Source organism: Methanofollis liminatans DSM 4140 (genome assembly GCF_000275865.1).
In the GTDB taxonomy this organism is placed as follows: Archaea; Halobacteriota; Methanomicrobia; order Methanomicrobiales; family Methanofollaceae; genus Methanofollis; species Methanofollis liminatans.
In genome coordinates this window covers 1,192,651-1,217,715 of the sequence record NZ_CM001555.1, presented here as the reverse complement: position 1 = coordinate 1,217,715, position 25,065 = coordinate 1,192,651, and the positions used below count along the sequence as shown (strand labels likewise).

Sequence of the window (25,065 nt, the reverse complement as noted above, 5' to 3'; positions counted from 1 at the left end):
GGGATGATGATGACAGAGAAACTGGGCAGAAAGGCATTGTTCGCCGCCCCTGCGGCACTGAACGGGAACGGCTTCGAGAAGGCTGCAGAGGACCAGGTGGCAGGAGCGGAGATCGAGGAGATCGCAGCGTTCTTGCAGAGCGTCATTGCGGGCGGCAGTCCGGCCGGGATCGATCCCGGGAGTTTTCCGGCCAACCTGAGGGGCCTGGCCGAGGTCGTCAGCCATGCGGCGACGGCGATCCACGAGCACCGGACAGTGCAGACCGGGCAGCAGATCGTCTTTGGCGAGAGCCCGATGCCGATGGTGACGGTGGACCGCGGCCTGGAGACCCTCGATGTCAACCAGGCGTACTGCGACCTGATCGGGGAGAGCCGCGAGCGCATCCTCGCCGGCACCGGGAAAAAGGTGGCCATAAAACTGCTCTCCGGCGATAAAACCGAGATCGTCTTCTCGAAAGGCAGGAAAACCCTGAGCGTCCTCGAATTCACCGTCGGCGGCGAAAAGAAGGTCCTCGAACAGTACGGCATTCCGATGCCCGACGAGAGCGGGGAGGTCGTGCAGGCGCTCTTCGTCTTCAACGACATCACGGCGGTGCGGGAGAAAGAGCGGGAGTTGAAAGAGGAACTCGCCATGATCGCCGAACTGCAGGGGCGCGCCCAGACCATCGTGGACCAGAACCCGATGCCTATCCTCCTCCTGGACGCCGACTTCACCGTCACCTCTTCAAACGAGGCCTATGCCGCGATGTCAGGGATCAGGCTCGAACGCCTGGTGGGCATGAGCGCCAGGACCTTCAAGATCCTCGAACAGCGGGGTGAGGGGCTCAAGCAGGCGGTCCAGTTAAAGAAGCGCTGCTACGGCGAGGTGACCGTCGATCTCCCCTCGGGCGTCCACATCCTCGAACAGTACGGCATCCCCTTCCTCTCCCAGGACGGAAACCTGGAGAGCATCCTTGTCGTCTATAACGACATCACCGAGGAGCGGAAGAAAGAGGAGGAACTCAAAGAGGAGATGGACACAATCCAGCAGTTGCAGCGCCGCTCCCAGGTCGTCGTGGACCAGAACCCGATGCCGATCCTCCTCCTCGATCCCTCTTTCACGGTCACCTCTGCAAACGAGGCCTATGCCTCGATGTCAGGGATCAGGCTCGAACGACTCAGTGGCATGAACGCACGCTCCTTCACCATCGTGGAGCAGAAAGGTGAGGGGCTCAAACAGGCGGTCCAGTTAAAGAAGCGCTGCTATGGAGAGGTGACCGTCGAGCTCCCTTCGGGGGTGCATATCCTCGAACAGTACGGCATCCCGTTCATCTCCGAAGACGGAAACCTGGAGAGCCTCCTTGTCGTCTATAACGATATCACAAAGCGGCGGGAAAAAGAGGACGAGATCAAGCGTATCCTGGCGGAAGTGGAGGCGAGAGGGAAAAAACTCGAAGAAAACGCCGCCGAACTGGGAGCCGTGATGGAGATTGTGGCGCAGGGCGATCTTTCGCAGGAGGCCAGGATCGGAAAAGACGACCTGCTTGCAACGGTGAAGAGGGATTATAACAGTTCTATCCAGAGGTTTAAGGAGACGATCGAGGAGGTAAACAGCGTGGCCTCCATCGTCGAGAAAAATGCGCGGGAGACCAGCAGAGGAGCCGCCGATATCGGAAAAGCAACTGAGCAGGTCGCTCTTGCAACCCAGCAGTCCTCCGAGGCGACACGGAACCTTCTTGGCAATATCGAATCGGTGACACGGGGGATATCCGACCTTTCAGCGTCGATCGAAGAGATCGCCAGCACGACACAGGAAGTGATGAAGAAAGCGGTCAATTCATCGCAGGAAGGTGCTGCAGGTGCTGAGATCGGGAAGGTTGCCTATAATAAGATGGAGTCGGTCGGCACCATCTCAGAGCAGACGGTGGCGGATATTGTGCACCTGAACGCCCAGATGCACGAGATCACCAAGATCGTCAAACTCATCAACGAGATCTCAAACCAGACCAATCTGCTCGCCCTGAACGCGGCGATCGAGGCGGCACGCGCCGGAGAGCACGGGCGGGGCTTCGCCGTCGTCGCCGGCGAGATCAGGAACCTTGCAGGAGATTCACGAAAGGCAAGCCAGCATATCGAAGAACTGATCGCAGCGATCCAGAAAGAGAGCGAGAAAACCGCCGATTCGATGCGCTCCTCCCACAAGGAGATCCAGGAGGGGATCGACAGCGTCAAACAGGCGATCAATGCCCTCACCAAGATCAGTGCCGATATCAACGACGCCGCAAACGCGATCACCGAAATCACGCGGGCCACCGAGGACCAGGCACATGCGACCAATAATGTGATGGAGATGATGGAACAGGCGGCCTCCAGGACGAAGGAGAACCTCGCGCGGGTCGAGGACATGGCCGCGCTCGCCGAGGAGGTCAGCGCCTCGACGCAGGAGGTCGGGAGTGCCGCACACGAACTCGCCAGCCTTTCCGCCGATCTGAAGCGCAAGATGGACATGTTCAAAATAGGCTGATATGGACGATTTCACCTCGTTGAACAGGACGATCGAACGGATCGTCGGGATCAGGACGTCCCAGTATAAGGAGGACTATATCAAGCGCCGGGTCCTCTCCCGCATGCGTATCTCGGGCAAGGAGACGTTTGAGGACTACCACCGCTTCCTCATTCTGGATAATGGGGAGAAAGAGAGTCTCAAAAACGCACTCACCATCAACGTGACGGAGTTTTTCCGGGATCCCGATGTCTTCAGGGCCGTCGGCCAGAAGGTCCTCCCGGACGTCCTGGGGACGCGCAAAAAAATACGGATCTGGTGTGCTGGGTGCGCCACCGGCGAGGAGGCCTATTCCTATGCAATCCTGGTCAGGGAATATATGCGCATGAGCCCGGTCGACGCCACGATCTATGCCACCGATATCGACAGGGTCGTCCTGGACAGGGCACGGGAGGGGGTCTACGATATAAAAGCCCTTAAAAATCTCACCGAGCAGCAGATCCGCAGATACTTTACGCTCAGGGAGGACGGGAAGTACGAGGTGAAGCCGACCCTGAAGGAGATCGTCCGCTTTTCTCACCATGACCTGATGTCAGGCGTTCCTGCAGCACGTTTTCTCGATCTGGTCTCGTGCCGGAACGTGACCATATATTTCAATGAAAAACAGAAGAAAGATCTGGCAACTCTGTTTTATGAGGCCCTTTCGCAGGGGGGCTATTATGTGATGGGAAAGACGGAGTACCTCCTGCGGGAGAGCGAGGGGTTGTTCACCCCGGTAGATTCGATGCAGAAGATCTACGGGAAAAGCCCGGTGCAATAATCCCGGTGCCGGCGCACCCCACACAAAATATTTTTGTCTCTTCGCTCTTCTTTGCGGGTGTCTCTTGACAACGTCGTCTGACCTCCCCCCAGGCGGATCGGGATGAAGGATATGGTCTCACCCCATAGGCTGCGAAGGTACAGGAATCGGGTCAGGGCTTCGTTTTCTTCGCGCGAATGAGCGGTGCGCCGGGGCCGGCGGGCAGTGTGAGAAAGGCGAGAGACCGGCACGCGGGGATGCACTTCAAAAAGGGACGCCGGGAGATGACCAGAGGAATGGGATCAGGAGGGGGCGAACCCCCATGAAAGGAGGAAGGCCCCTATTTTCCCCCTGGAAAATGATGTGAGAAACCGCGCTTCGGGCGTTTGCATGCCAGGCGTCACTTCTGACCGATCGCGGATGCCGGAGGTTCGATCTCTGAAAGGCGCTTCATGATCTCCCGTTTTTTGGCATATTTATGGATCTCTGCAAGAACACAGACACAGTTCGTCCCGATCACCAGAAGGACCAGAAGAACACTCACCCAGAGCATCAAACCCTGCGCAGAGAGAAATGCTGCCCAGAGGAGAGCGACTGATGAGATCAGGTAGAAAAATACCCAGGCCCTGAATTCGGGGAGATCCATATTCATTAAAGTTACATCATTAGATAAATAGATTTTCATATATTCAAAATTTAAATACTAATCTTTTCAGGATAAATGATATTTTGGCAAGAATATGCGGCATATTAGCCCCAATATGACATTTCAGAGTGCGGCGGCACCCTTCCTGACAGGCAGCCCTCCCTCCGGGGACCAGGAGAGTGAGGTTCTGACAGAACGACACCCAGAAAAGTGCGTGATGTATCTTTCAGAACAGGACAATAACTGAGAGTATATCTACCAACATCGCCATAGATTAATCATGAACTCAGGCGATATCCTGAGCTTTGCGGCGGCGATCGGGATCGTCCTGATCATGGTCTGCATCGTGCACCCGCCATGGGCCGCTCCCGATGCCGCCCCTGCCGCGGACGAGGCAGTGCTGACACCGATGACGACGCTGCCCGTGACCGCGCCTGCAACGCCAGCACCGATCAAAACGTTCGTACCCGTCAGGATCGAATATGCACACCAGCCGGTCATAAAATATCAGACCTATATCATCCCGGACAACCTCACCTCATTCGGGATGTCGGATCCGCCGTGGAGAGGAGCGAACATTTCCTCTTTTGCCTATCTCGAAGGATCATACGGCGGTGTGACCGATCCCTTCTCGGTCTCCTATCCGGTCTGGAGGCTCAACTGTACCGTCAGCAAGGGAGAGCAACCCGAGAATGCACGATTTAAAATGATGCTCATCGAAAAAGAGACCGGCATCATCATCGACGGTGCCGAACTGAAAGGGCCGGGAAAGGTCATTAAAAATCAGGAAATCTCGGGAAAAGAATTTTACCTGGTCATTCAGAGCAGTTACGCGGCGTTCAGGGTCGACCTCGAAACCAGAGAGGAGTATCTGGACCCCTATCCCGGCGTGGTCGTGAAAAAGGCGTAGATCTGAGAGAGAACCTGGAGATCAGAGAGAAAACGCATTATTAAAATAGCATCCGCATCACCATCTTGATATAATGCGCGGCGAAATGCTGACCGATGCGATCCAGTATGAGAAGCTCGATCAAATGAGGCTGGATTTCTCCGGGTACATCGAGAGCAATATCTCCAAAATCGAGGATAAATTACCTGTTTTTTACGGCCATGTCATCTCAGCGCTCGATTCTTCGTTTCCTGATCTCGATGTGGAGTCCTATGATGCCTTTATCGACGCCATCACCTTCAAACTCCTCGACGCCGCGACGAGAACCAGAGAGTCAGGATACACGGAAAAAGTAATCGAGAGCGCGTTGCGACTGAAAAAAGGGAAGAATCCGCAGAGGGGCCTTGAGATCAGCGTGGGACTGAAAATGATGAAGTCGGGCGACTTCGTCCATGCGATCCCCTATCTGAGAAAATATCGCTCTGAGGATATCCTGCTCCATACAGGCCTTGCCTATTGCTATTATGCCCTCTCGCTCAATGAGGTTGCAAAGTTCAGGGACATGAAGGCGCCAAGCGATATGGAGCTGCGGGCGCGCGAGCAGATGATCGAACTCGCCCGCATCCACGCCGGCGTTGCGCAGAACCTCCCCTTCAAGGCAGAACCCTGGCTGGACCGGACATTCTGGCTGATGGTCTCGTGTGCCATCGAGTGGTTTCCAAGCCAGGCTGCATTCATACGCATCGGGTTGATGAAGGCGAAGGCCGACAAAAACCGCGAGATGAGACGGCAGATCCTGGACGTGGCCCAGAACCGCTTCTACAATGAGATGGTCTTTCTCAGGGAGGCGTTTCTTTTCGCCCTTGAAGAAGGGAACGGAACCGACGCGGCCGGGGTTGTCAAACTGATGATCCAGCAGTACCCCCAGAGCGTCGAACCCTTCTACTATGGGATGCTCCTCTCCTTCAGAACGGTGACAAAATCTGGCTATCACACCTTCAGAAAGCAGGCGGCGGAGAACGGGATGCCGCCCTATGTTCTTGGTCTCCTCGATCTCTCGTTCTCCCTCTTCTCGGGGCTTGAAAGCGAATCGTTCGCGAGGCTTGAGGACATGAAACGAAAATATCCCTCAAGTGCATATTACCTGGACCTTCTCAGGTATCTCGCCCACGACATCTATTCAGGGGAGAAAACCCGGGTAAACAAAGCAAAAAAAGCCCTGCTCGATTCTGTCGACGAATACGTCAGGCAGATCCTGAAATGCGAGTAGGGCATAACGTTTCAGGATCAGGCGACCGGGGCGGCGATGGGGATCCGCACCATCGTCTGGTTCTCAGGACGGTAATACCCGATCGCAGACTGGGTTGAAAACCAGCAGCGCCCTGTGGCGTCCAGATATACGCTTTTGATCACGTTCGACCAGATGCCGTGCGCACGGTAGATGTGATCCTTCACCGCCCCGTCGGCCCAGCAGAAGAGTCCGTAATCGGTGGCGATCCAGAGGGAACCGTCTGGGGCGGCGCTGACGTCATTGATCCATCCGACATGGAGGCCGAGATCCCCGGCAGATAGGACGTGTTCAGGACCATCGGGCTCGCGGTAGTGCATCACCGACTCCCGGTTAAAGAGGTAGATCCCGCCGAGCGGATCGGTTTCTGAGTCACTATATCCCTTCAGCGGCAGATCGTTCCCGGGGACCATGCAGAACCCGGCGGTCTGGTTTGCACCGATCGCCCATAGGCCGTCCGTATATGAAACGCAGTAGAGGACCGAGGATTCGGGGTCCAGCACCATATCGTCGACGGCATAGCACCCGGGTCCATCGCAAAACGGCCTGTACCACTGCCAGGCGTCTCCTTCGATCCGGTGCACATTCCCGTTCGGCGTTGCGGCCCAGATTGCATCGTCCCAGCGCTGCAGTGCGATCACCGAGGGGTTCTTCAATTCAGCCTGCGTCCCGACCGTCTCAAACCCCGACCCGGTAAAACGCTGGAGGCCCATCGAGGTGCCCACCAGGAGCACGCCGTCTGGCCCGAACTCCACGGAAAGGACGGTGTTCGAGAGGAGGGTTCCGGGAATGTCTTTGAGAGGGGCCTGGTAGACTGTCCAGGTCCCGTTATAGAGCATCAGCCCGGCAGAGGTGGCGAAAAATACCTCGCCTTCAGGACCGCTCGCGCAGTCGTTAAAAGATGTGGTGGCGATCCCGCCTGTTCCCGGTTGAAACAGGACGATCGATGCAGATACCGGTGAGAACGCCGCCAGAAGGAGAACGATGGCGATCAGAGATCGGTGCATGAGCCGTCAGCCCGCCGTATCGTAATCTTGCCGTGGTTCTGCGGGTCGTACACGACCGAGCGCCCGATCCTTCCGCCGACATCCTCCATCCGTATCGAGACCCGCTCTTCTCTCAATCTCCGGCGGACCGCATCGATGTTCCGGTCGCCGATGTTTAAGTTGTTGTCGTTGAACCCGAACATATTCGCACCGCCGATCAGTACCGCACAGAGACTGCCGTTGCGCGATCCGTATCTTCCTATCTCTTCAAGAAGCGCGGTCACGGCGGTATCGGCGAATTTTCCCGGGCGTTCGACCTGACCCTTGCTCTCAGGGAGCATGATATGGGCCATCGCTCCGACGGCGAAGCGCTCGTTGTGGAGGACCAGCGCCACACACGATCCAAGCCCGATCGTCGTCATCGGGTCGCGGCCCACGTAGTAGTCGCCGATCCCGATAAAGCGTGCATTCATGCCAAGCGGTCGAAACTCCACCATTATTCCTTCTCCCTCTTATCAAACCGGGGTCTGTGCCGTGAGTGCGTCAAGGAGGCCGAGGATTTCAGAGATCAGGTCGGGGTCAGGGAACATCAGGAGCGCCCCGTCGATCGAGTACTGGTCGCTGGTCAGGTTCGTTTTAAAGATGACGACATCGTTGGTCTTGACCGCCACTTCGGCGATGACGGCCTCGATCCCTGCATGGGCCATGTCCATGCAGAGGGATGGCGGGGAGGGGAGCATCACGATGCCGAGCAGTTCCGCGGTGGCGTCGAGGAAGGCGGAGACCATGATGTTTCCGATCTCGATGATGGCGCTCTGGTCCATCTCGTTCATCTCGCGGTTCATGTCGGTCATGCCGAGCATGGTGTTGGTGAGGCGTATTGCCGAGGTCTGCGGCATATACAGGACGATAAAACCCTCGCCCTTTACTTCACCCTTGATGCCGAAAGCGACAAGCGCCGCCCGCTCTTCCCCGATACAGCGGTAGCATTCGGCGATATCGATGATGGAAATTTTCGGGACGTCCATATCGATCTGGGTCATCAACATCTGCGAAAGTGTCGTTGCTGCGTGCGCTGCACCTATATTGCCGAGTTCGCCAAGTGCGTCCGACTGGATATCTGTTAATTTCATGAGAACTCCTTAGATCATCGTGTTTACATCAAGAACCGGGACCACTTCGCCGTCACCGGGAATGGTGACGCCGCTCACACCCGGACAGATCCCGATGAGAGAACTGAGCGGTTTGACCACAACCTCCTGCTGGCCCTCGACCACATCAGAGACTATCCCGCACTTCTTATGCCCGTTCTGGAGCACGACAAGGACGTCGCCACCGTTCGAACCGCCGAACATATCGTCCAGCGTAAAGAGGGGCAGCACCTCGTCTCTCAGGAGGATCACCCGGGTGGCCCCAACCCGGTGGATGGCGTCCCTTCTGATCATGGCGACCTCGACCACGTTGTTGATCGGGATCGCACACCGTTTGCCGTTGATCCTGACCATCATCACGTCGACGATCGCCATGGTGGGGGGCAGGACGAGTTCAAAACAGGTGCCCTTTCCCGGCGTCGACGAGACCTTGATCGAGCCTTTCAGGGATTCGATCGCCGACCTGACGACGTCCAGCCCGACGCCGCGGCCGCTGATGTCGGTGATGGCGTCGGCGGTCGAGAAGCCCGGGTTGAAGAGCACCTCGATCAAGTCGTCCTCGCTGAGGGCGTCGGCGTCCTCCGCGGTGTACAGACCCCGAGAAACGGCTTTTTTCCTGACCTTACCATAATCGATCCCGGCGCCGTCGTCCTCGATCCTGATGAGGACGTTGTCCCGGTCGCGCCGTGCCGAGAGACGGAGCACCCCCTTCTCAGTTTTTCCCGCTGCTTTCCGCTCGGCAGGGAGCTCGATCCCATGATCGACGGCGTTTCTTATCAGGTGGAGGAGCGGGTCGTTGAGACCGTCCATGACGCTCCGGTCGAGTTCGGTCTCGCCGCCCTCGATGATGAACTCCACCTCTTTGTTGTCGTGCTGGGAGACGTCCCTGACGACGCGGGGGAACCTGTTGAAGATGTGGTTCAGGGGGATCATCCTGATATGCATCATCAGGTTCTGGAGATCCGAGACCGATCTCCCGACCATATTGAGGGCTTCGTCGAGTTCTTTGATCTGATTTTTCTGTGCGATCTGCTTCAGGCGGCCGCGGTTGATGACGAGATCCTCTACCAGGTTCATCATCTGGTCGAGGAGGTGAATGTCGACCCTGATGTTTTTGATCTCCCGGTTCTTTTCATGGTGTTCGACCTTCGGCACCACGCCATCGGCCTTCCGGTTCTCTGCCGCGCCTGTCCAGGGCCGGACGGCGACCTCCTGGATGTCGGTGCCCGATGCCGCCATCCGGACCGCATCGGCCCCGGCGGCGCTTTCGAGGACCACCTCGAAGGTGCGGTCGAATTTCCCGTTCTCGATCCCGTCTTTGTCCGGGTTCGTCGAGACGATGCGGCCGATCTCTTCGAGGTTCGAGAGTGAGATCATCGCCCTGACGTCTTTCATCGATGAGTCGGGGACGAGCGTGACAAGGACCTGGTAGCAGGGGCCCCCGGCAGGAGCCTGAACATCGTCCTCAGATGAGGGCAGGTCGTTCGAGACCGGCACCTCTTCAGCCGCCTCAGACGGCGTCTCGTTGACCCAGACTTCCAGTGCCGAGACGAGTTCCTCGATGGTCCCCCCGTCGTCGCTTCTGCCCGCCTCAATGGCATCGAGGATCGCATCGATCTGGTCGGTGCAGGCCAGCAGCAGATCAGTGAGAGAGGCGTTCGCCCGCAGTTCGCCGTTCCTGATCAGGTCGAAGACGTCTTCCATCGAATGACAGAGCTGCTCGAGCCTCATGAACCCCATCGAGGCCGAGGCGCCTTTTATCGTATGAGCGGCCCTGAAGATCTCGTCAACAATTTCACGGTCTTCACCCCCTTCGAGGGTGAGAAGAGCCCGGGCAATCGCCTCGTTGTTCTCCCGCGACTCGACGGCAAACAGACCCCTGTATTCCTCCATATCTGACACGATTTTACCCCTCCATTGCAGTGATCGCCCGTTGCACTTCGTCGGGAATCCTCCGGAGAGGAACGACCCTGTCGACACTATTTTTTTTCATTGCGGAGCGCGCCATCCCGTAGACCAGGCAGTCCTCCTCGCTGCATGCAAACACCTGGCCTCCTGCCGCTTTGACGGCTGCAGCCCCGTCGCCGCAGTCGTTGCCCATGCCGCTCAGGATGACCGCAAGTGTCCGCCCGCCGAAGATCTTTGCCGCGGTGGAGAAGGTCACGTCGATCGCCGGTCTGACGGCGTGGACCGGAGGAGCGGTGGAATGGACGATTTTTCCTCCGGAGAGACCGTCCCGCGTGAGGAATGTCGAGACGATCGAGTGGACGCCGGATCTGGAGATCACGACCTCACCGGCATTCAGGATGCACCCGCTCTCAGACTCCTTTACCGGGAGCGGACAGATCCGGTTGAACCGATCGGCGAGGGCCGCGGTGAAACCCTCGGGCATATGCTGGGTGATGACGACGGCGGCGTCCAGGTCAGGGGAGATCGTCGAGAGGATGAGGTCGAGCTGCTGGAGCCCCCCGGCCGAGGAGCCGAAGATCAGCAGCTTGCGGGCAAGACCGCGCGAGGAAACGTCCTGTTTGACCGCCGGGCCGATATGGATGAGATGCCGGATCTTTGCGACGAGTTCTTCCTGGATCCCGCGCACCCGGAAGATCTCCTGCGGTTTGAGCATGAAGTCGTCTGCCCCGAGGGCCAGGGCCGTTCTCGTATGGCTGGCGTCTTTCGAGGTGAGCGAACTGAGCATCAGCACTTTCGGGCGGTGGCTCAGGTCAGGCATCTTCCTGAGCAGATCGATCCCGGTCATCCTGGGCATCTCGATGTCGAGCGTCATCACGTCGGGTTTGAGGTCGTCTATCAGGGAGAGTGCCTCGACACCGTCGGACGCCGTCCCCACGACCTCGATGTCCGGAGATTTGCTGAGGAAATCTTTCAGTATTGTGCGAATAAATATTGAATCATCGACGATGAGTACCCTGATCATGATCAAGCCCCAAGGACGTTTTTCACCTCCTCGAGCACCTTTGGAGCCTGGAACGGTTTGACGATATAACCTCTGGCGCCGGTTTTGACGGCGAGTTTTACCATCTGTTCCTGGCCGACCGCGGTGCACATGATCACCTTTGCGTTCGGGTCGATCGTTTTGATGCCCTTTAAGGCGTCGATGCCGTTCTTCTTCGGCATCACTATGTCCATAGTGACAAGGTCGGGATTCAATTCCTGATATTTTGCGATGGCGTCATCGCCGTTCTCAGCCTCTCCCACGATCGTATGGCCCCCCGAGAAGAGGATATTTTTCAGGAGGGTCCGCATGAACAGTGTGTCGTCGACGACAAGAATTCTACCCATAATGCGCTCTAAAAATATTTGATCTGTTTAGAATAAATAGATTATTATTTTCACATCATCGAGATTTTATAAATTTTATACTTTTGTCGCATCTGTGATATATCTGACACCTTTTGTGGTCAGTTTAATCTCTCTGCGTATTACCACGACCTCTGCGAGCCCGAGACCGATCAGGGCATCGTAGACGCGGTCGACCTCTTTATGCGAGATGGCGAGCATGTTCTCGATCGCCGCGGTGTCCATCCCGCTGTAGACGAGCATGGCGACCTGCGCAGATTTCGGGTCGAGTTCGGCACCGTCCATGTCCATGCTTTTCGTGGATTCCTTGAGGAAATTGTAGAGCACCTGGAGTGTCGTGAGCGGGCAGAGCACGAAACTGGTGACGACGTCGGTATCCTCAATATGGTCGATCTTCACGACATCGAGGTCTTTGCCCTGGACCTCGCGCGTTGTCAGTTCGATCGCGGCGACGTCGGAAAGAGGGACACAGATCTGGTGATCCTGCGAGAAGAACCAGATCCCGGATTTTAGTACGGCGATCCCTCCTTTTTCCCATACGGCGTTCTGGACGAGCACGCCGCCCTTGATCGCCGGGGACATAAAGAAGGTGCTGAGACGGTAAGCGCTGCAGGAGAGGAGGATCTGCCGTTTGAGCACGTTCAGCACTTTTTCCACCGATGCAAGCCTGTAGGGCTGGTCCTCCCGCTCTTTTGTGGTGATGATGAGGATATTCCCTTTTGCTTCCAGATCGATGATGGACCTGTACGGGATGTCCAGCGTCACGTCGCCAGATGCCTTCAGCCCGTCTTTCTCGATCGAGACCTTTGCTACGGCCCACCGATCCCCGTCTTCAATTTTCACCGGAACGCTAGCCATGTTTCTTCACCGTCGATCCGCCGTCAAGCGCTTTCAATGTCTCTTCAAGTTCGTCGACCAGATCGTCCGCGTTGATCTTCATCCCTTTCATGCCCCGCAGAAGGCTGTTATAATCTCCTTTTTTCCTCTGTTTGACATCGCTCTTGAGGATGTCCATGAGGGAGTCGGAACCGCCGCCCGATGCAAACGCCACCAGGTTCTCCTCTTCAGGGGCCTCCTCCTCTTCTGGCTCTTCGGGGATTTCCGGAAGGATCGAGGCGTTGTCGGCCAGGGCAGCCTCCGCGATGTCGTCTTCGGATCCGGTATCAGGCGTGATCTCCGAGAGATCTTCCTCGGAAAGATCGAGGGCGTCGAGATCGACCTCGCCGAGATCGACACCGCCGATCTCCCCGAGCGTTTCGTCGAGTTCGCTGATGTCCCCCAGCTCTGAAAATTCTTCAAGTTCGGCGGCATTCGCCCGGAAGATCTCGGAGACGATCGAATCGTTCGAGGCGAGCGACGGGATCTCATCGTCCAGCGTTATATCCACGGGAGATCCGGTCTGGTCGCTTTCCTCGCCGTCCAGCGTGAGGTTTTCAAGGTCTTCCTCGCTGATGTCGAAGAAGGGATCGGCCGCACCCGAGAGCGGGGCCGGAGCGTTCGCTCCACCCTGAACTGCCGCAGAAGTATCGGGCCCGTTTGATGCGGCACCGCCGGCGATCTCTGCGTCAAGGATCATATCGATCTTCTTGAAAGTCTCGTCTTTGTGGAACAACGAGGCCTTTAACCGCCCTGCACCCCCGTGGACGACGCCTGAAAGGGAGGCCAGTGCGGCACGCACTCTCCCGCCTTTTTCCTCAGAGGCTGCTGCCGTTCTGCTGCCGATCTTTTCTTTCGGGGCTTCTTTCTTGAGAGGACGCTGTTTTCTCTCAGCAACCCACGCCTTCAGCCCTTCCCTGATGTTCTTTGGCCTCAGGTCAGAAAGTTTGATCGCACCGAAGGCGATGAGGACGATGCACCCCGCGGCGATCGTCCCTCCCAGCAGGTACTCTGCGGGGAGGTCGTAGAGGATGAGGAGGGTGCCGGCGGCGACTGTCACCAGAAAGATCAGCGTTCGCCGGGTTTTCGGACTTATCGATGGAAGTTCTGGTTTTCTCATGCTTACACCGCTCCGAACTGGGGGATCTGGAAGAAGCTGCTGATGAGCGGCGGGACGATCAACACCAGCAGCCCCGTGAGGGTAAATAGGACGGCCGAGAGGAAGAAGTACATGTAGCGGTCGCCGCCCATCACGATCTTGCCGGCGAAGATGTTCGCCACCGTGATCATCAGGCAGATGGTCATCACATAGGGGACCATCTGCTCTTCAGGAAAGTTGACGAAGAGGTTCATCGACCCGGTCATCGATCCCGCAACCGACCCGGACCCGCTCAGCGCCGCCCCGCTCTCCCCGAGGGTCGACATCACGCTCTCGATCGCCTCGGACATCGTGTGCAGCACCTCATAGAGCGTCAGGAAGATGCCGACCATCGCGATGTGCATCGGGATCAGGAGGACGATAAAGCCCATCGCCACCATGTCCCTCTTTCTGCGCAGGAGCACCTGCGAGAGCATGGAGGACCCGACGATCTTTCCGATGACGCCGGGAGCCCCGCCAAGGGCGACCGAGTCCCGAAAGATGTTCATGTACTTCGCGATCAGGTTTGTCCCGCAGTCTCCGATGAACTTTTCCCAGACCAGCGCTTCATCGAGGCCGAGGTTCAACTTCGTATAGACCGAGTTGATCACGGGTTCAAGGGTGACAAGCGATTTGCGGTCGATCTCCCGGATCGCCTCGACCACCGTCGTGCCCTTCCCCTCCATGATCGAGCCGACGCCCCGGATAAAGGCGGGAAAGTCCTCGTCTCGCATGACGACATTGTGGTTGTCCACGTAGGCGATGATCCCGATGGGAGCGAAGAGGAGGCCGATCAGGAGAAAGACCATGCCGGTGTTCACGCCCATGAGGAGGAGGAGAAGAGCGGCCACGGCGGTGATCGCAAGCACCGGTGTCTGGAGGCGGCGGATCATCGCCTGCTCCCGCGAACACCAGCTGTTCATCGAGCTGTCGAGGGTCTTCTCGTCGACCGGGACGGCCTTATACATCAGGCCGACGCCGAAACCGGCCGTCAGGAGGACAAGCGCATACGAGGTGTTCAGTGCGGAGTCGATCCCGCTGGGCGCATAGATGGCGACCGAGATCATGATGATGATCGCCACCAGCATGGAGGAGAAGAGCAGGGCGATATAGGCGTCGCCCCACTTCTTCAGCATCTCAAAGCCCTGCTCGAAGGTGTTGCGGTACATGCTCCTGGCGGTGTTCAACTCCATTGCCAGGAACTCGCTGTCAGGGACGCCGGAGTCGATCGCATTGGCGAAACGGTTGAACATATTCCTGAGCATCGGGTTTTCAACGCGCTCGCCCACCATAGTGAGCCCTTCAGAGTAACTGTAGTGCCACTGGTTGACGAAATCGACGACCCGGCGGATATATTTGGTCGAGATGTACTCGTGCCTGCGGGCGGTGTATTCGAAGAGCTCTGGCCGCGAGACGTTGGCGGTCATCGCCGAGGCCATGTAGGTGGTCATGAAGACGAGGTCGCCCTCCATTTTTTTGTTATCCGAGAGCGTCTCGATTTTTTTTCTGATCCCGTCGATCTGGTCCTCAAAGGGTATTTCACCCCCGTTCGCCCCGACCACCCTGTCCTTCAACGACTCGAACATCTCAGACCTCGATAGTGAGAAGACCCTGCTTCTTGATCTTGGCGATCATGTGGAAGAGGTCCCAGAACCTGATGTATCCGGCGTTATGCAGTCGTTTGAGGATGTTCGCCCTCTTCTCGACTTCATAGTAGATCTCGTTCCTCTTGCTCTCCGGGATGCCGAGCATGGTTGCGATCTTGTTTTCCAGGAGGAAACTGCTCCCGTTCCCGGTGAAGATGTGCTGGTCGGTGACCGGGTCCCAGTGGAACATCTCGACGAAGGAGAAGCCCTGCGTCTGCGGGTCGTAGCCGACGAGTTCGTTGATGCTGAGCATTCGCCTGACGGTCCCGCCGCCGGGGCGACGCACGGCGCTCTGGATGATGACGATGTTGAGGTTGTCCACGTGCGTTTTCGGGATGTTGATCGGGTCGCCGCAGAGACGCTGGATCAGTTTCTCGACCGAGGCGGCGTGGAAGGTGCTCATGACCGGGTGGCCGGTCTGCATGGCCGAGAAGGCGACGCTCCCTTCGACACCACGGATCTCACCGACCAGGATCTGGTTGGGGCGCTGTCTGAGGGCCGCCTTTAAGAGGTCGAACATGGTCACTTCTGAACCGTCGCCCTCGCTCTTTCCTTTCGCCTTTGCGACCTCCCGCGTCCAGTTTTTATGGGGGACGGTCAGCTCGGGGGTGTCCTCGATGGTGACGATCTTGTTCTCCGGCGGGAGGAAGGTGGTGATGGCGTTGAGGCTCGTCGTCTTTCCGCTGGCCGTCTCCCCGCTCACGAAGAGGGACATCCCGAACTCCAGGCAGATCCAGAGGTAGGCGGCGACGGTGTAGTCGCAGGTATTCGACTCGATGAGGTGGAGGACGGAGAGGGGCTCCTCGTTTACCTTACGGATCGTGAAGTTGCTGCCGTGGCGGCTGATATCGGTGCCGTAGACGATGTTGATACGGGAGCCGTCCGGGAGGGTGGCGTCCACGACCGGGTTGCGGTAGGTGATCGGCCGTTTGATCCGCTCGGCCATCTTGATGACGAAGATGTCGAGGTCGGGGGTGTTGGTAAAACCGATAACGGACTTGAGCCCGCTGAAGATCTTGTGCTCGACGAAGATCGGGCCGACGCCGTCGCAGGTGATATCTTCGATATAGGGGTCTGAGAGGAAAGGCTTGAGAACGCCCATCCCGATCTTGTCACGCAGCAGCAGGTACTCGAGGGCGCTGTACTCCTGCTGGCTGACGACGATCCGCCCGTCTGAAAGCCTGGTGATCCCGGCGTCGTCGTCCCCGCTGCTCTGTTTTTTCTTTGCGGTGAAATCGGTGTTTAAGAAGGTGACGACACGCTCCTTCAGGGACCGGCCGTTTGCGCCGCCGAGCAGGCTCCCGAGATCTTCCCCCTCGCCTTTGACGTAGACGATCTCCCCGACCAGTCGTTTGAGGACGGCGGCGCGCTCCTCCTCGGTCCCGGGGTTCTCATCGAGGGCGTCCAGGAGATCGATGAGGCGGTGCTCGACGGCCGGCATCAGGGAGGTGACGCTGTGGAGAAAGGAGGGCTCGATCGGGATGTAATAGTTCCGGACGTCGTTTGGGTCCTGGAGGATGTGGATGAAGGTGTCGGAGCCGGCCGGGTAGATCAGGTTCAGGTTCTCCATTTTCCTGGCATCCCGGGTCAGTTCAGGGAAGAAGAGGGGGATGCCGTAGGTGTTCACCGGCAGGATGTTGAGGTATTCGAGGAGGTGAGGGCTGTTGCGGACGTACTCCCGGGCGTTGTTCGGGAGCATCCGAAAGAGGGATGAAGATTCGAGATCGGCCAGGCATCCGCTCAGGTCCTCGTTGGGCTCGGGCTTGAAGGGGAGCATGATCGGGATGGACAGTGTGGAGGCCATAATTATACCCGCGCAAAGGTCATCGGGATGATCTTCATGCCATAACCGGGGTGCACCTCGAAGCTGATGATGTTGCCTGTCGTCTTCTGGGCGCCGCGCACCTTGCCGACCTCGAGCATCATCACGTATTTGCTGCCCACCAGGGCCTTTTTCATGAAGAGGTGGGCGTCGCAGATGGAGCGGATCCGCACCAGGGTCTCGGCCTCGAAGGCGTAGGTGTGGAGGGTGACGAGGATCGTCTTGCCGTGGTCGACGAGGTTTTTGCAGTTGGTGAAGAAGGCCAGGATCATGTCGGTGGAGGCGTACTCGGTGAAGAGGGTGAGCGAGTCGATGACGATCACTTCGGCGACGCTCTTCTGCATGTGAAGGATGAGCGCCTGCAGGACGCCCTGCATATCCTCCTTCTTCCACTCGAAACCGACGCTGTGGAGGGGGAAGATCCGCAGGTAGCCCCAGGCGAAGTAGTCGGAAATATCCAGGCTCATCGATTCCATCTGGGTGAGGAAACTCTTGCTGGTGTTCTCGGTGGTGAAGAGGTCGGCGTTGAGCCCCTGGCGCATGGCGCCCCAGATGATCTGCTGGGTCAAGACGCTCTTGCCGGTGTCGTTCTCCCCCTCGATGAGGGTGAGCGATTCGAGAGGGAGGCCGTCGGCAATCTTTTTGTCGAGCTCTGAATTGCCGGTGGAGAGGATCTTCTTGCCCTCGTCCCCGGTAACGCCGCCTGGTTTGTCCTCTCGTTCGTTCATGTTCACCTCAGAGATATGCGGAGTCGTACACCCCGTTCGGCGTGGTCACCTGCGCCCATTCGGGCGCCCCGCCGTCGTACCTGACCGAGAGGTTCATCACCTCGCCGGGGTCGAGGGCGTGGGGGTGGACGGTGTCGGGCTCGATGGAGAGCCACGACCAGGTCCCGCTCCCGCCGCCGTCTTCGTATGCATGATATACCGGCGCCGAACCGCCGGCCAGGGTGAAGACCGCCATCTCATCGAAGGCGAGGATCGTCTCGCTCCCGGTGTTCTCGACGTCGAGGTACAGGGTCGAGGCGCCGGCGTCGATGGTGTGCCCGACGATGGCGATGGCGGTGTGGAGCCGCGCCTCCTGCTGGCGGACCTGGTCTGACTGGGCGTCGGCGACCACCTCGGCGGTGACCAGGGTGCCGCCGATGACGGCGTAGGCGGCGACGACGATCATGATGATCGCAACGGCGGAGGCGATGAGAGAACCTGCGCTCATCCCGTCAGCCCCCCACCGTGAATTCGGTCGATCTCACCGACCCGCCCGGGAGGACGATCTGGAAGTAGACGGTGTCGCCGGTGCCGGTCGGGATGATCGCCGAGGTGATCTCGATGTGCACCGTCTTGCCGGTCAGCCAGTAGTCGGTCCCGCCGTCCAGGATCGTGTAGTTCCAGACGGTCCCATAGGAGACCCGCTCGAAGTTTCCTGGAGCGCCGATGAAGATGTCGGCGGCGGCGATCTCGTTTGCCGAGATCCTGGTCGAGCCGATGTTCTTGATCCAGATGTCGGCCGAACCGCCTGAGGCGAAGGTGTTGATGATCTTGATGTCGGTGCGGATCCGCTGGTCCGCGGCATGGGCGGTGGAGCCTGCGGTGTCAGAGACGGTGTAGATGATGGGAAAGATGGCGTTCGCCAGCACCGCCGCCGCTATTACTGCGGTGATCAGAAATATGGCGGTGGTGATGGTTTCGCTCGACATTCATCATATCCTTTCCAGGGATTCGAGCCAGTCCTCGCCGGGCTCGCTCTCTTTGCGCCCGCCCTTTGGCGGGGCCCCCTTCGCCCGCTTGTTGTCCATCAAGACGGCGATCATGTCGCGGTCCAGGGAGGTGTCGGTGGGGTCGAGGATCCGGTTTAAGACATAGAGCTCTGAGACAAAGTCCTCGGCCTTCATCTCGTCGGCCTCGCCCAGGGAGGCCGGCATCAACCGGGCGATCTCCCTGACCTGCGCCACCTCGTCGCGCTCGAGGTAGCCCATCGTGGCATAGGAGTCGAGCATCATCTCCAGGCGGTCGAAGCCGTATTTCTTCACCGCCTTCCCGGTCCACTCGAAGAGGTTATGGACCTTCTGGAGCCGCAGCTTCTCCGCCTTCGCCGGGGCCTTCGGCACCAGGGCGTCGGCGGCGGCGATCTGGGCCTGGAGCCCTGCGAGCAGGTCGGCCGGGATCCCCTGCGGGGCCTGCGGGGCAGGGGCGGGCAGGGGTGTTTTCGCCGCCGGCTGGGCCGGAGACTCTTCGACCTCTTCCTCCTTCTCGACGGCCTCCTCCACCCGGGCGGGCTGGAACCCTCCCTGCACCCCCAGGGTGAACGGGTTCTCCATCTCGTTCATCCGCTCCCTGATATCGATTAAGAGTTTTTTCACCGAGGCCTTGAGGACGTCCACCTCACGCTCAAGGTTCTCGAGCTTTGCCTCGGGGTCGTCGGCCGTCGCCGCCCCGAGGATCTGATCAACCTGTGACTGATTCACCGACATTCCACGTCACCATTCCCTGTTTCAGAGTTTGACCTCAAAAAAAAGGGGGTTAGTAGAGGAGGTTCACCGCGTCAACCTGGGGCGGGATGGTTCTCTTCAGACCGAGCGCCGCGCCGACTGGTGGTTTAATATCGACAGAGAATTTGTCGTCGGGAGGCAGTTCACCCTTAGGCTTAAGACGGATGACAAACTGTTCCCCGAACTCAAGGAGCGTATCATCGTCTGAATCAACTTTTTTATAAATACACCAGGTATTGGCAGTATTTGGATCAGAACCGTTTTGAGTCTTATCGTAGGTTACGACACCAGCATAGGTGCTGTTCTGGAATGTTATAGCCACTTTCGGCACATCAACCGGCGATCCACCTGCTGTCAGTGTGATGGTGAAATCAATAAGATCAACATTGTCGCCATCATCGGAATCGAGACCATAGACATCGCCATGGATTTCAAGACTTGAACTGGCCTGGTCAACACTGGTGTGCACAACCTCCTGGCTCTTCTGGGAGGTGAAGAACCCGGCGCCGAGCATCACGTACGAGAACACCGCCGCAACGACGACGAATGCGATCAGGACGATCGCAGCCTCAAGGCCGGTGAATGCCTCTTCATGTTTCATGAACTTCATTCTTGATCACCTCAGTATAAGACATTCACAGCATCGATCTGTGCTGGGGCAGTTCTCTTCAGTCCAAGGGCTGCACCTGTTGCAGGGCGGATTTCAAGGTTGAACTGCTCATTTGCAGCGACCTCGTTCGTAGCACCGAGCTGAGCCCGAATGATGAACAGTTCACTGCCTTCGATCAACCTGTCGTTGTCTCCATTGACCTTCTGATAGATCCACCACTTGTTATCGCCAGTTGTCTCGTTCAGGACAGATGTTGACGAAACGTAATCATTGGCATAAGCATGAGTCAATGTTGTCACTGCCACGTCACTCTTCTGGAACGTGAGAACGGAACTGTTCATATCAAGTGCAGTCCCTCCCGCAGTCAACGCCACCGCAAACTCAACAATCTCGATTTCACTGGGAGTTGAACCAGCATCCCGCCCAAAAACATCTCCTCGGATTTCAACGCTTGAACTGGCTTGGTCAACACTGGTGTGCACAACCTCCTGGCTCTTCTGGGAGGTGAAGAACCCGGCGCCGAGCATCACGTACGAGAACACAGCGGCCACCACGACGAATGCGATCAACACGATCGCAGCCTCGAGGCCGGTGAATGCCTCTTCATGTTTCATGAACTTCATTCTTGATCACCTCAATATAGCAGGTTCGATACATCGATCTGCGCCGGTGCGGTCCTCTTTATTCCAAGAGCTGCACCCGTAGAAGGTTTCACCTCAAGACTAAACTTGCCATCGGCCTCAAGTTCCGTAGGTACCTTTACCCAGATCACGAACTGCTCTCCCCGTTCAATCAGGAAATCAGTATCGGCAGTGCCTACCTTATCAGCGACGGTCCAGTTGCCAATGCCAAGAGTTGCATGTGTTTTATCAGCAAGAGTGCGGTTAAGTACCACAACCTCGTCTGCGGTCATATAGGTCAGCACAGTCTTGTTGATATCGACAGGAGAGCCGCCGGAGGTCAGGGCAACATTGAACTGCAGTGTATCGATCTTCTGATTCGCCTCTACATTATCCTTTGCTTTGGTCATATTGCCATTGTCCATGCCATAGACATCTCCCCGCACTTCCAGGCTCGAACTCGCCTGATCGACGCTGGTGTGCACAACCTCCTGGCTCTTCTGGGAGGTGAAGAACCCGGCGCCGAGCATCACATATGAGAACACAGCGGCCACCACGACGAATGCGATCAACACGATCGCAGCCTCGAGGCCGGTGAATGCCTCATCACTCTTTCCGAATTTTCGCATAAATTTCACCCTTCGTAATCAGTGAACGCTGGACCCATCCAACATTCCTAATTACGTACTTATTATCATACTATATAAATTAACTTATTTTGTCGATAACGGGTATGCCATGTTTATTCATAATATCGGGAAAAATAATCAGATATTCGGGGATGGAAGCATATTTATCCCCATGGCAGAAATACCAGTAGGTAGATGGAGAGGGAAGACCTGATCAGCCTGATCGCGGCGGTCGCGATCGTGGTCGTCGTGGCGCTCGTCGTAAAACCGGCGCTCTCTGACGGGCCCGTTCTGTTCCTGGCGCCTGAGGGGGAGGCTGCGGCGACGACGTTCCCGACCACAGCCATTCCGAGCACGACGGCCGTCCCGACGCCTGAACCCCTTCCGGCCTGGGACGGGCGGGCGAAGACGGTCGGCTTCGTGGACCCGGCTTCGTACGGGATCACACCCACCGGGGAGGAGGCGAAGATGTCGGTGCCGCCGTCAGGGAACACCACCTCCCGGGCGATGGTGGTCTACGCCGTCGTCAGGGGGTCGGGGAGCGGGACGACCGACATTATCTCCATCCCGTACCCCTACTGGGAGCTCGCCTATGATGCCGAGGCTTACAATACCGAGTTTTCCCTTCTGAACGTGCAGGTGATGGACGCCACCGACCCGAACCGCTTCGTCAGGATCGTTACGAAGAGAGACTCTGACTTTATCACGGGTAAGGACTTCGATCCGGCGATCAGGAAGGAGGCCTGGAAGGAGCGGTTCTTTGAGGGCGGCCGCGACTACTGGTTCGTGATCAACACCAGGTCGATCAAGTCTTATACGCTGCAGGTGCTGGTGCCGGAACGGTACGTGACCGGCGCCTGAGGATAGAATCTTTTTTTCTTCGCCTTCCCCGCATTCTCGGCCGGGGGTTGCACCCCCGGACCCCCGCACACGATTGCCCTGGACATGAGGGAACGGGCGGGCCGAAGAAGCGATCATCCATCATCCCCTCAATCGCAACCGGCGGGGGGACCGGGGGTGGCAGCAGGCCCCCCCGGTATCGAGGCGGCGATCCTCGTTTTCGATCGACTGCCTTCCCCATCCCCGCGGGTATTGGACCGGGAAGGCCAGGGCGAGATCCGGAAAGGGGAAACCGACCATACCTGCCCCGATCACAGTTTTGCCATGATAAAACCACCCCCTTTGAAAACTGCATCGTGAGCAAAGCGATTCTTCCCATCAGCACAACAAAAACAACCCGTTATCGCTGCGCGAGCGTATCGCATCGCTACAGCACAGGAGACCGCCCGAGAGCCTCGATCGACCTGAGGTACCTCCACCGCCGCCCCTCATATGCCGCCCGCTCCTCACCGAAGGGGATGTACTCCGCCACCCGCCACCCCTCCCGGGCCATGCGGACCTTCGTGTCGTCTGCAAGCCCCATCAGGAAACCACATTCGATCAGGCGGCGGTCTGCGGTCCCGACGATCCAGCCGATAAGGTCCGGGTCATGGGTGCCTACCGAGAAGGGCCGCCCCGACTCCAGAGCGGCGGCTGCGAGGTCGAGAAACCGCCGCTGAATATCCGAAAAATCGCCGGTGTCCCCGATATAGGCGCCCTTCACCAGGCGGGGGGTGATCCCTGCCCGCAGGATGCGCGGCAGATCGGCCGCCGAACGGTTCAGGTAGGCCTGCACCGCAAGCCCGGACGGGGCGCCTGAGGCCGCCGCCTCTTCTGCCGCGGCGATCGCCGGGCCCACCATGGCGGCGCCTTCCATGTCGATCTCGATGCCGACATGCCGCCGTCGCCCCTCGTCCACGATCAGCCCGAGGCGGTCGCCCCAATGGGCCAGGCCGGCGGCTGCACCGAGGGCCGAGAGTTTCACGGCGACCGAGGCATCGAGGCCCTCCGCGGCGATCGCCCCCATCGCCGCACGGTACGCCTCCCCGGCCCGGTCGGCCGCGGCCTCGTCCGCGGCGTACTCCCCGAGCGGGGAGAGGATGCACCTGATCCCGGCGGCATTGCGCTCCCTGCACCGCGCCGCTGCGGCCTCCAGGTCGGGGAGCGCCCATCTCTCCGGGGGCGTCATGCACCGGGATCGGCGCCGGCATGGAAAAAGGTGACGAGGGGGGTCACAGCCTGGTCTGCGCCTGCTCCCTGAGATACGAAAACAGGTAATACGGCCCGCCGGCCCCCCGGCCCGTCGAGCCGCTCGCCTTCCACCCGCCGAAAGACTGCCTGCCCGGCCATGCCCCGGTCGTCGCCCCGCCCTGCCGGTTTGCATAGCAGACCCCGAAACGGATGTGATCGAAGAAGTAATCGACCTCGCCCTCATCCTCGGAGAAGATCCCGGCCGTCAGCCCGAACTCAGTCTCGTTCGCGAGGCCGACCGCCTCGGGGAGCGAGGCGAAGGTCCTGAGGCAGAGGAGCGGCACAAAGAGTTCGTCCCGCATCAGGGGATGGTCCTGCGCGAGCCCGGCGACGATCGTCGGGCGCACATAATATCCCCTCGCACGGCTGCCCTCAGAGCAGACCCCGCCGCCGGTGATCACCCGCCCGCCGTCCTTCAGGGCGAGCGCCACCGCCGCCTCATAGGTCTTTTGCGCCGCCTCAGAGATCAGGGGGCCGAGAGAGACGTCCCGCTCGCGGGGATCGCCCACCTTCAACTCCTCGGTGCGCGCAATAAGCGCCCTCGCATACGCCTCGGCCACGTCACGGTGGACGTAGACACGCGAGGTGGCGCTGCACTTCTGCCCGCCGTAGCCGAACGCCGACCGCACCACTCCCTCGACCGCCTTATCGAGGTCGGCCTTATCGGTCACGATGCAGGGGTTCTTGCTCCCCATCTCGGCAATAAACGGTTTCGGGTAGGGCTGCTTCACCACGAAGGCGCGCTGGAGCCACATCCCCACCTCCCGCGATCCGGTGAAGGCGATCCCGTCGACGTCAGGGCTCGAGGTCACCGCCTCGCCGAAGGGGGCGCCCGGGCCGGTGATGAGGTTCACCGCACCGGCAGGCACGCCCCCCTGGATGAAGGCCTCGTAGAGGCGGATCCCGGTCAGGGGGGTGGCGCTCGCTGGTTTCATCACCACCGTGTTCCCGGTGAGGAGAGCGGCTGAGGCCATCCCCGCGGCGAGGGCGAGCGGGAAGTTGAAGGGGGAGATCACCACCCAGACGCCGTGCGGGCGCATTGTGCTGAGACTCACCCCCCCCGGCGCCTCGGGCTGCATCCTCACCGTGAAGTGATCGCTCTTCTCGTAGACCGCGGCGTAGTAGCGGATCATCTCCACCGCCTCCCCGACCTCGGCCACCGCTTCGCTCCTCGTCTTCCCGGCCTCGATCGTGATCAGGGCGGCAAGATCGAAGACCTGCCGCTCAAGGAGATCTGCCGCCTTTCGCAGCGCCCCGATCCGCTCGGCCGGGTCGGTGCCGCTCCAGGCGGGAAACGCCTCCTTCGCCACGCGGATCGCCGCGTGCGCCTCGTTCTCTCCGGCCTCCTGAAAATACCCGATGATAATGTCCCGGTCGACCGGGGAGCGCACCGCGAAATCCCCGGCCGGCTCAAAGCCCTTCCCCCCGATATAGAGCGGATACCGGTGGCCGAAGTTCCGCTCAAACCCGGATAGCGCCGCCTCGTACGAGACGTGCATGCTCGCATCAGACTCAAGGCTCACGTACGTGATCTTCTGTTTCATCTTTCCA

Annotated in this window: 25 protein-coding genes; 5 read left to right on the top strand and 20 right to left on the bottom strand. The window is 58.8% G+C overall.

Going from position 1 to position 25,065, the window contains the following annotated elements:
- The first annotated feature begins 9 nt into the window (after positions 1-9).
- Positions 10-2,502, top strand: a complete 2,493-nt coding sequence (locus METLI_RS06165) for a methyl-accepting chemotaxis protein (protein ID WP_169313802.1) — start codon at positions 10-12, stop codon at positions 2,500-2,502.
- Position 2,503: 1 nt separating this feature from the next.
- On the top strand, positions 2,504-3,301 hold the full coding sequence (locus METLI_RS06160; RefSeq protein WP_004038900.1) for a CheR family methyltransferase: 798 nt from the start codon (positions 2,504-2,506) through the stop codon (positions 3,299-3,301).
- A 379-nt stretch (positions 3,302-3,680) separates the two neighbouring features.
- Here METLI_RS06160 and METLI_RS06155 read toward each other — a convergent pair whose 3' ends face one another.
- A complete protein-coding gene (locus METLI_RS06155; protein ID WP_245529417.1) occupies positions 3,681-3,926 on the bottom strand; it encodes a hypothetical protein in 246 nt (81 codons plus the stop codon).
- Positions 3,927-4,206: 280 nt separating this feature from the next.
- Here METLI_RS06155 and METLI_RS06150 point away from each other — a divergent pair, with 280 nt between their 5' ends.
- Together METLI_RS06150 and METLI_RS06145 are read left to right on the top strand one after the other, a co-directional pair.
- Entirely contained in the window at positions 4,207-4,836 is a 630-nt protein-coding gene (locus METLI_RS06150; RefSeq protein ID WP_004038898.1) for a hypothetical protein, read from the top strand.
- Between the two features lie 73 nt (positions 4,837-4,909).
- Complete coding sequence (locus METLI_RS06145; RefSeq protein WP_004038897.1) at positions 4,910-6,085, top strand: hypothetical protein; 1,176 nt, start codon at positions 4,910-4,912, stop codon at positions 6,083-6,085.
- Between the two features lie 17 nt (positions 6,086-6,102).
- Here the strand turns inward: METLI_RS06145 and METLI_RS06140 are convergent, their stop codons facing one another.
- From METLI_RS06140 to METLI_RS06060, 17 genes are all read right to left on the bottom strand, one after another.
- Positions 6,103-7,110 carry a ligand-binding sensor domain-containing protein gene (locus METLI_RS06140; RefSeq protein WP_004038896.1) on the bottom strand — a complete coding sequence of 336 codons (1,008 nt, stop codon included), beginning with the start codon at positions 7,108-7,110 and terminating at the stop codon, positions 6,103-6,105.
- On the bottom strand, positions 7,095-7,586 hold the full coding sequence (locus METLI_RS06135; RefSeq protein ID WP_004038895.1) for a chemotaxis protein CheD: 492 nt from the start codon (positions 7,584-7,586) through the stop codon (positions 7,095-7,097). The genes METLI_RS06140 and METLI_RS06135 overlap by 16 nt, the downstream gene beginning before the upstream one ends.
- Before the next feature lie 18 nt (positions 7,587-7,604).
- Positions 7,605-8,222 (bottom strand): chemotaxis protein CheC, encoded by a 618-nt coding sequence (locus METLI_RS06130; RefSeq protein WP_004038894.1) that lies wholly within the window; start codon positions 8,220-8,222, stop codon positions 7,605-7,607.
- 9 nt (positions 8,223-8,231) lie between these two features.
- Complete coding sequence (locus METLI_RS06125; RefSeq protein ID WP_004038893.1) at positions 8,232-10,133, bottom strand: chemotaxis protein CheA; 1,902 nt, start codon at positions 10,131-10,133, stop codon at positions 8,232-8,234.
- 13 nt (positions 10,134-10,146) lie between these two features.
- Positions 10,147-11,172, bottom strand: coding sequence for a chemotaxis-specific protein-glutamate methyltransferase CheB (gene cheB / locus METLI_RS06120; RefSeq protein WP_004038892.1), 1,026 nt, complete (start codon positions 11,170-11,172; stop codon positions 10,147-10,149).
- Between the two features lie 2 nt (positions 11,173-11,174).
- Positions 11,175-11,537, bottom strand: a complete 363-nt coding sequence (locus METLI_RS06115; RefSeq protein ID WP_004038891.1) for a response regulator — start codon at positions 11,535-11,537, stop codon at positions 11,175-11,177.
- 75 nt (positions 11,538-11,612) lie between these two features.
- On the bottom strand, positions 11,613-12,413 hold the full coding sequence (locus METLI_RS06110; protein WP_004038890.1) for a CheF family chemotaxis protein: 801 nt from the start codon (positions 12,411-12,413) through the stop codon (positions 11,613-11,615).
- The gene (locus METLI_RS06105) at positions 12,406-13,551 is read right to left on the bottom strand and encodes a hypothetical protein (protein WP_004038889.1); all 1,146 of its coding nucleotides are present in this window, start codon (positions 13,549-13,551) and stop codon (positions 12,406-12,408) included. Before METLI_RS06105 ends, METLI_RS06110 begins: the two co-directional genes overlap by 8 nt.
- 2 nt (positions 13,552-13,553) lie before the next feature.
- Positions 13,554-15,155, bottom strand: coding sequence for an archaellar assembly protein FlaJ (gene flaJ, locus METLI_RS06100; RefSeq protein ID WP_004038888.1), 1,602 nt, complete (start codon positions 15,153-15,155; stop codon positions 13,554-13,556).
- A gap of 1 nt (position 15,156) precedes the next feature.
- Complete coding sequence (locus tag METLI_RS06095; RefSeq protein WP_004038887.1) at positions 15,157-17,019, bottom strand: type II/IV secretion system ATPase subunit; 1,863 nt, start codon at positions 17,017-17,019, stop codon at positions 15,157-15,159.
- 2 nt (positions 17,020-17,021) lie between these two features.
- The gene (locus tag METLI_RS06090) at positions 17,022-17,765 is read right to left on the bottom strand and encodes an ATPase domain-containing protein (protein ID WP_004038886.1); all 744 of its coding nucleotides are present in this window, start codon (positions 17,763-17,765) and stop codon (positions 17,022-17,024) included.
- A 7-nt stretch (positions 17,766-17,772) separates the two neighbouring features.
- Positions 17,773-18,252, bottom strand: coding sequence for a hypothetical protein (locus METLI_RS06085; RefSeq protein ID WP_004038885.1), 480 nt, complete (start codon positions 18,250-18,252; stop codon positions 17,773-17,775).
- 4 nt (positions 18,253-18,256) lie between these two features.
- Entirely contained in the window at positions 18,257-18,733 is a 477-nt protein-coding gene (locus METLI_RS06080) for a flagellin (RefSeq protein ID WP_004038884.1), read from the bottom strand.
- Between the two features lie 3 nt (positions 18,734-18,736).
- Entirely contained in the window at positions 18,737-19,507 is a 771-nt protein-coding gene (locus METLI_RS06075; RefSeq protein WP_004038883.1) for a hypothetical protein, read from the bottom strand.
- Between the two features lie 49 nt (positions 19,508-19,556).
- A complete protein-coding gene (locus METLI_RS06070; protein WP_004038882.1) occupies positions 19,557-20,135 on the bottom strand; it encodes an archaellin/type IV pilin N-terminal domain-containing protein in 579 nt (192 codons plus the stop codon).
- Positions 20,136-20,146: 11 nt separating this feature from the next.
- Positions 20,147-20,758 carry an archaellin/type IV pilin N-terminal domain-containing protein gene (locus METLI_RS06065; protein ID WP_004038881.1) on the bottom strand — a complete coding sequence of 204 codons (612 nt, stop codon included), beginning with the start codon at positions 20,756-20,758 and terminating at the stop codon, positions 20,147-20,149.
- Positions 20,759-20,769: 11 nt separating this feature from the next.
- Complete coding sequence (locus METLI_RS06060; protein WP_004038880.1) at positions 20,770-21,384, bottom strand: archaellin/type IV pilin N-terminal domain-containing protein; 615 nt, start codon at positions 21,382-21,384, stop codon at positions 20,770-20,772.
- 195 nt (positions 21,385-21,579) lie between these two features.
- Here METLI_RS06060 and METLI_RS06055 point away from each other — a divergent pair, with 195 nt between their 5' ends.
- Positions 21,580-22,245, top strand: coding sequence for a hypothetical protein (locus METLI_RS06055; protein WP_004038879.1), 666 nt, complete (start codon positions 21,580-21,582; stop codon positions 22,243-22,245).
- 406 nt (positions 22,246-22,651) lie between these two features.
- Here the strand turns inward: METLI_RS06055 and METLI_RS12405 are convergent, their stop codons facing one another.
- Together METLI_RS12405 and METLI_RS06045 are read right to left on the bottom strand one after the other, a co-directional pair.
- Positions 22,652-23,452, bottom strand: coding sequence for a proline dehydrogenase family protein (locus METLI_RS12405; protein WP_004038878.1), 801 nt, complete (start codon positions 23,450-23,452; stop codon positions 22,652-22,654).
- Between the two features lie 43 nt (positions 23,453-23,495).
- Positions 23,496-25,058, bottom strand: coding sequence for an aldehyde dehydrogenase family protein (locus METLI_RS06045; protein WP_004038877.1), 1,563 nt, complete (start codon positions 25,056-25,058; stop codon positions 23,496-23,498).
- Between the last annotated feature and the right edge of the window lie 7 nt (positions 25,059-25,065).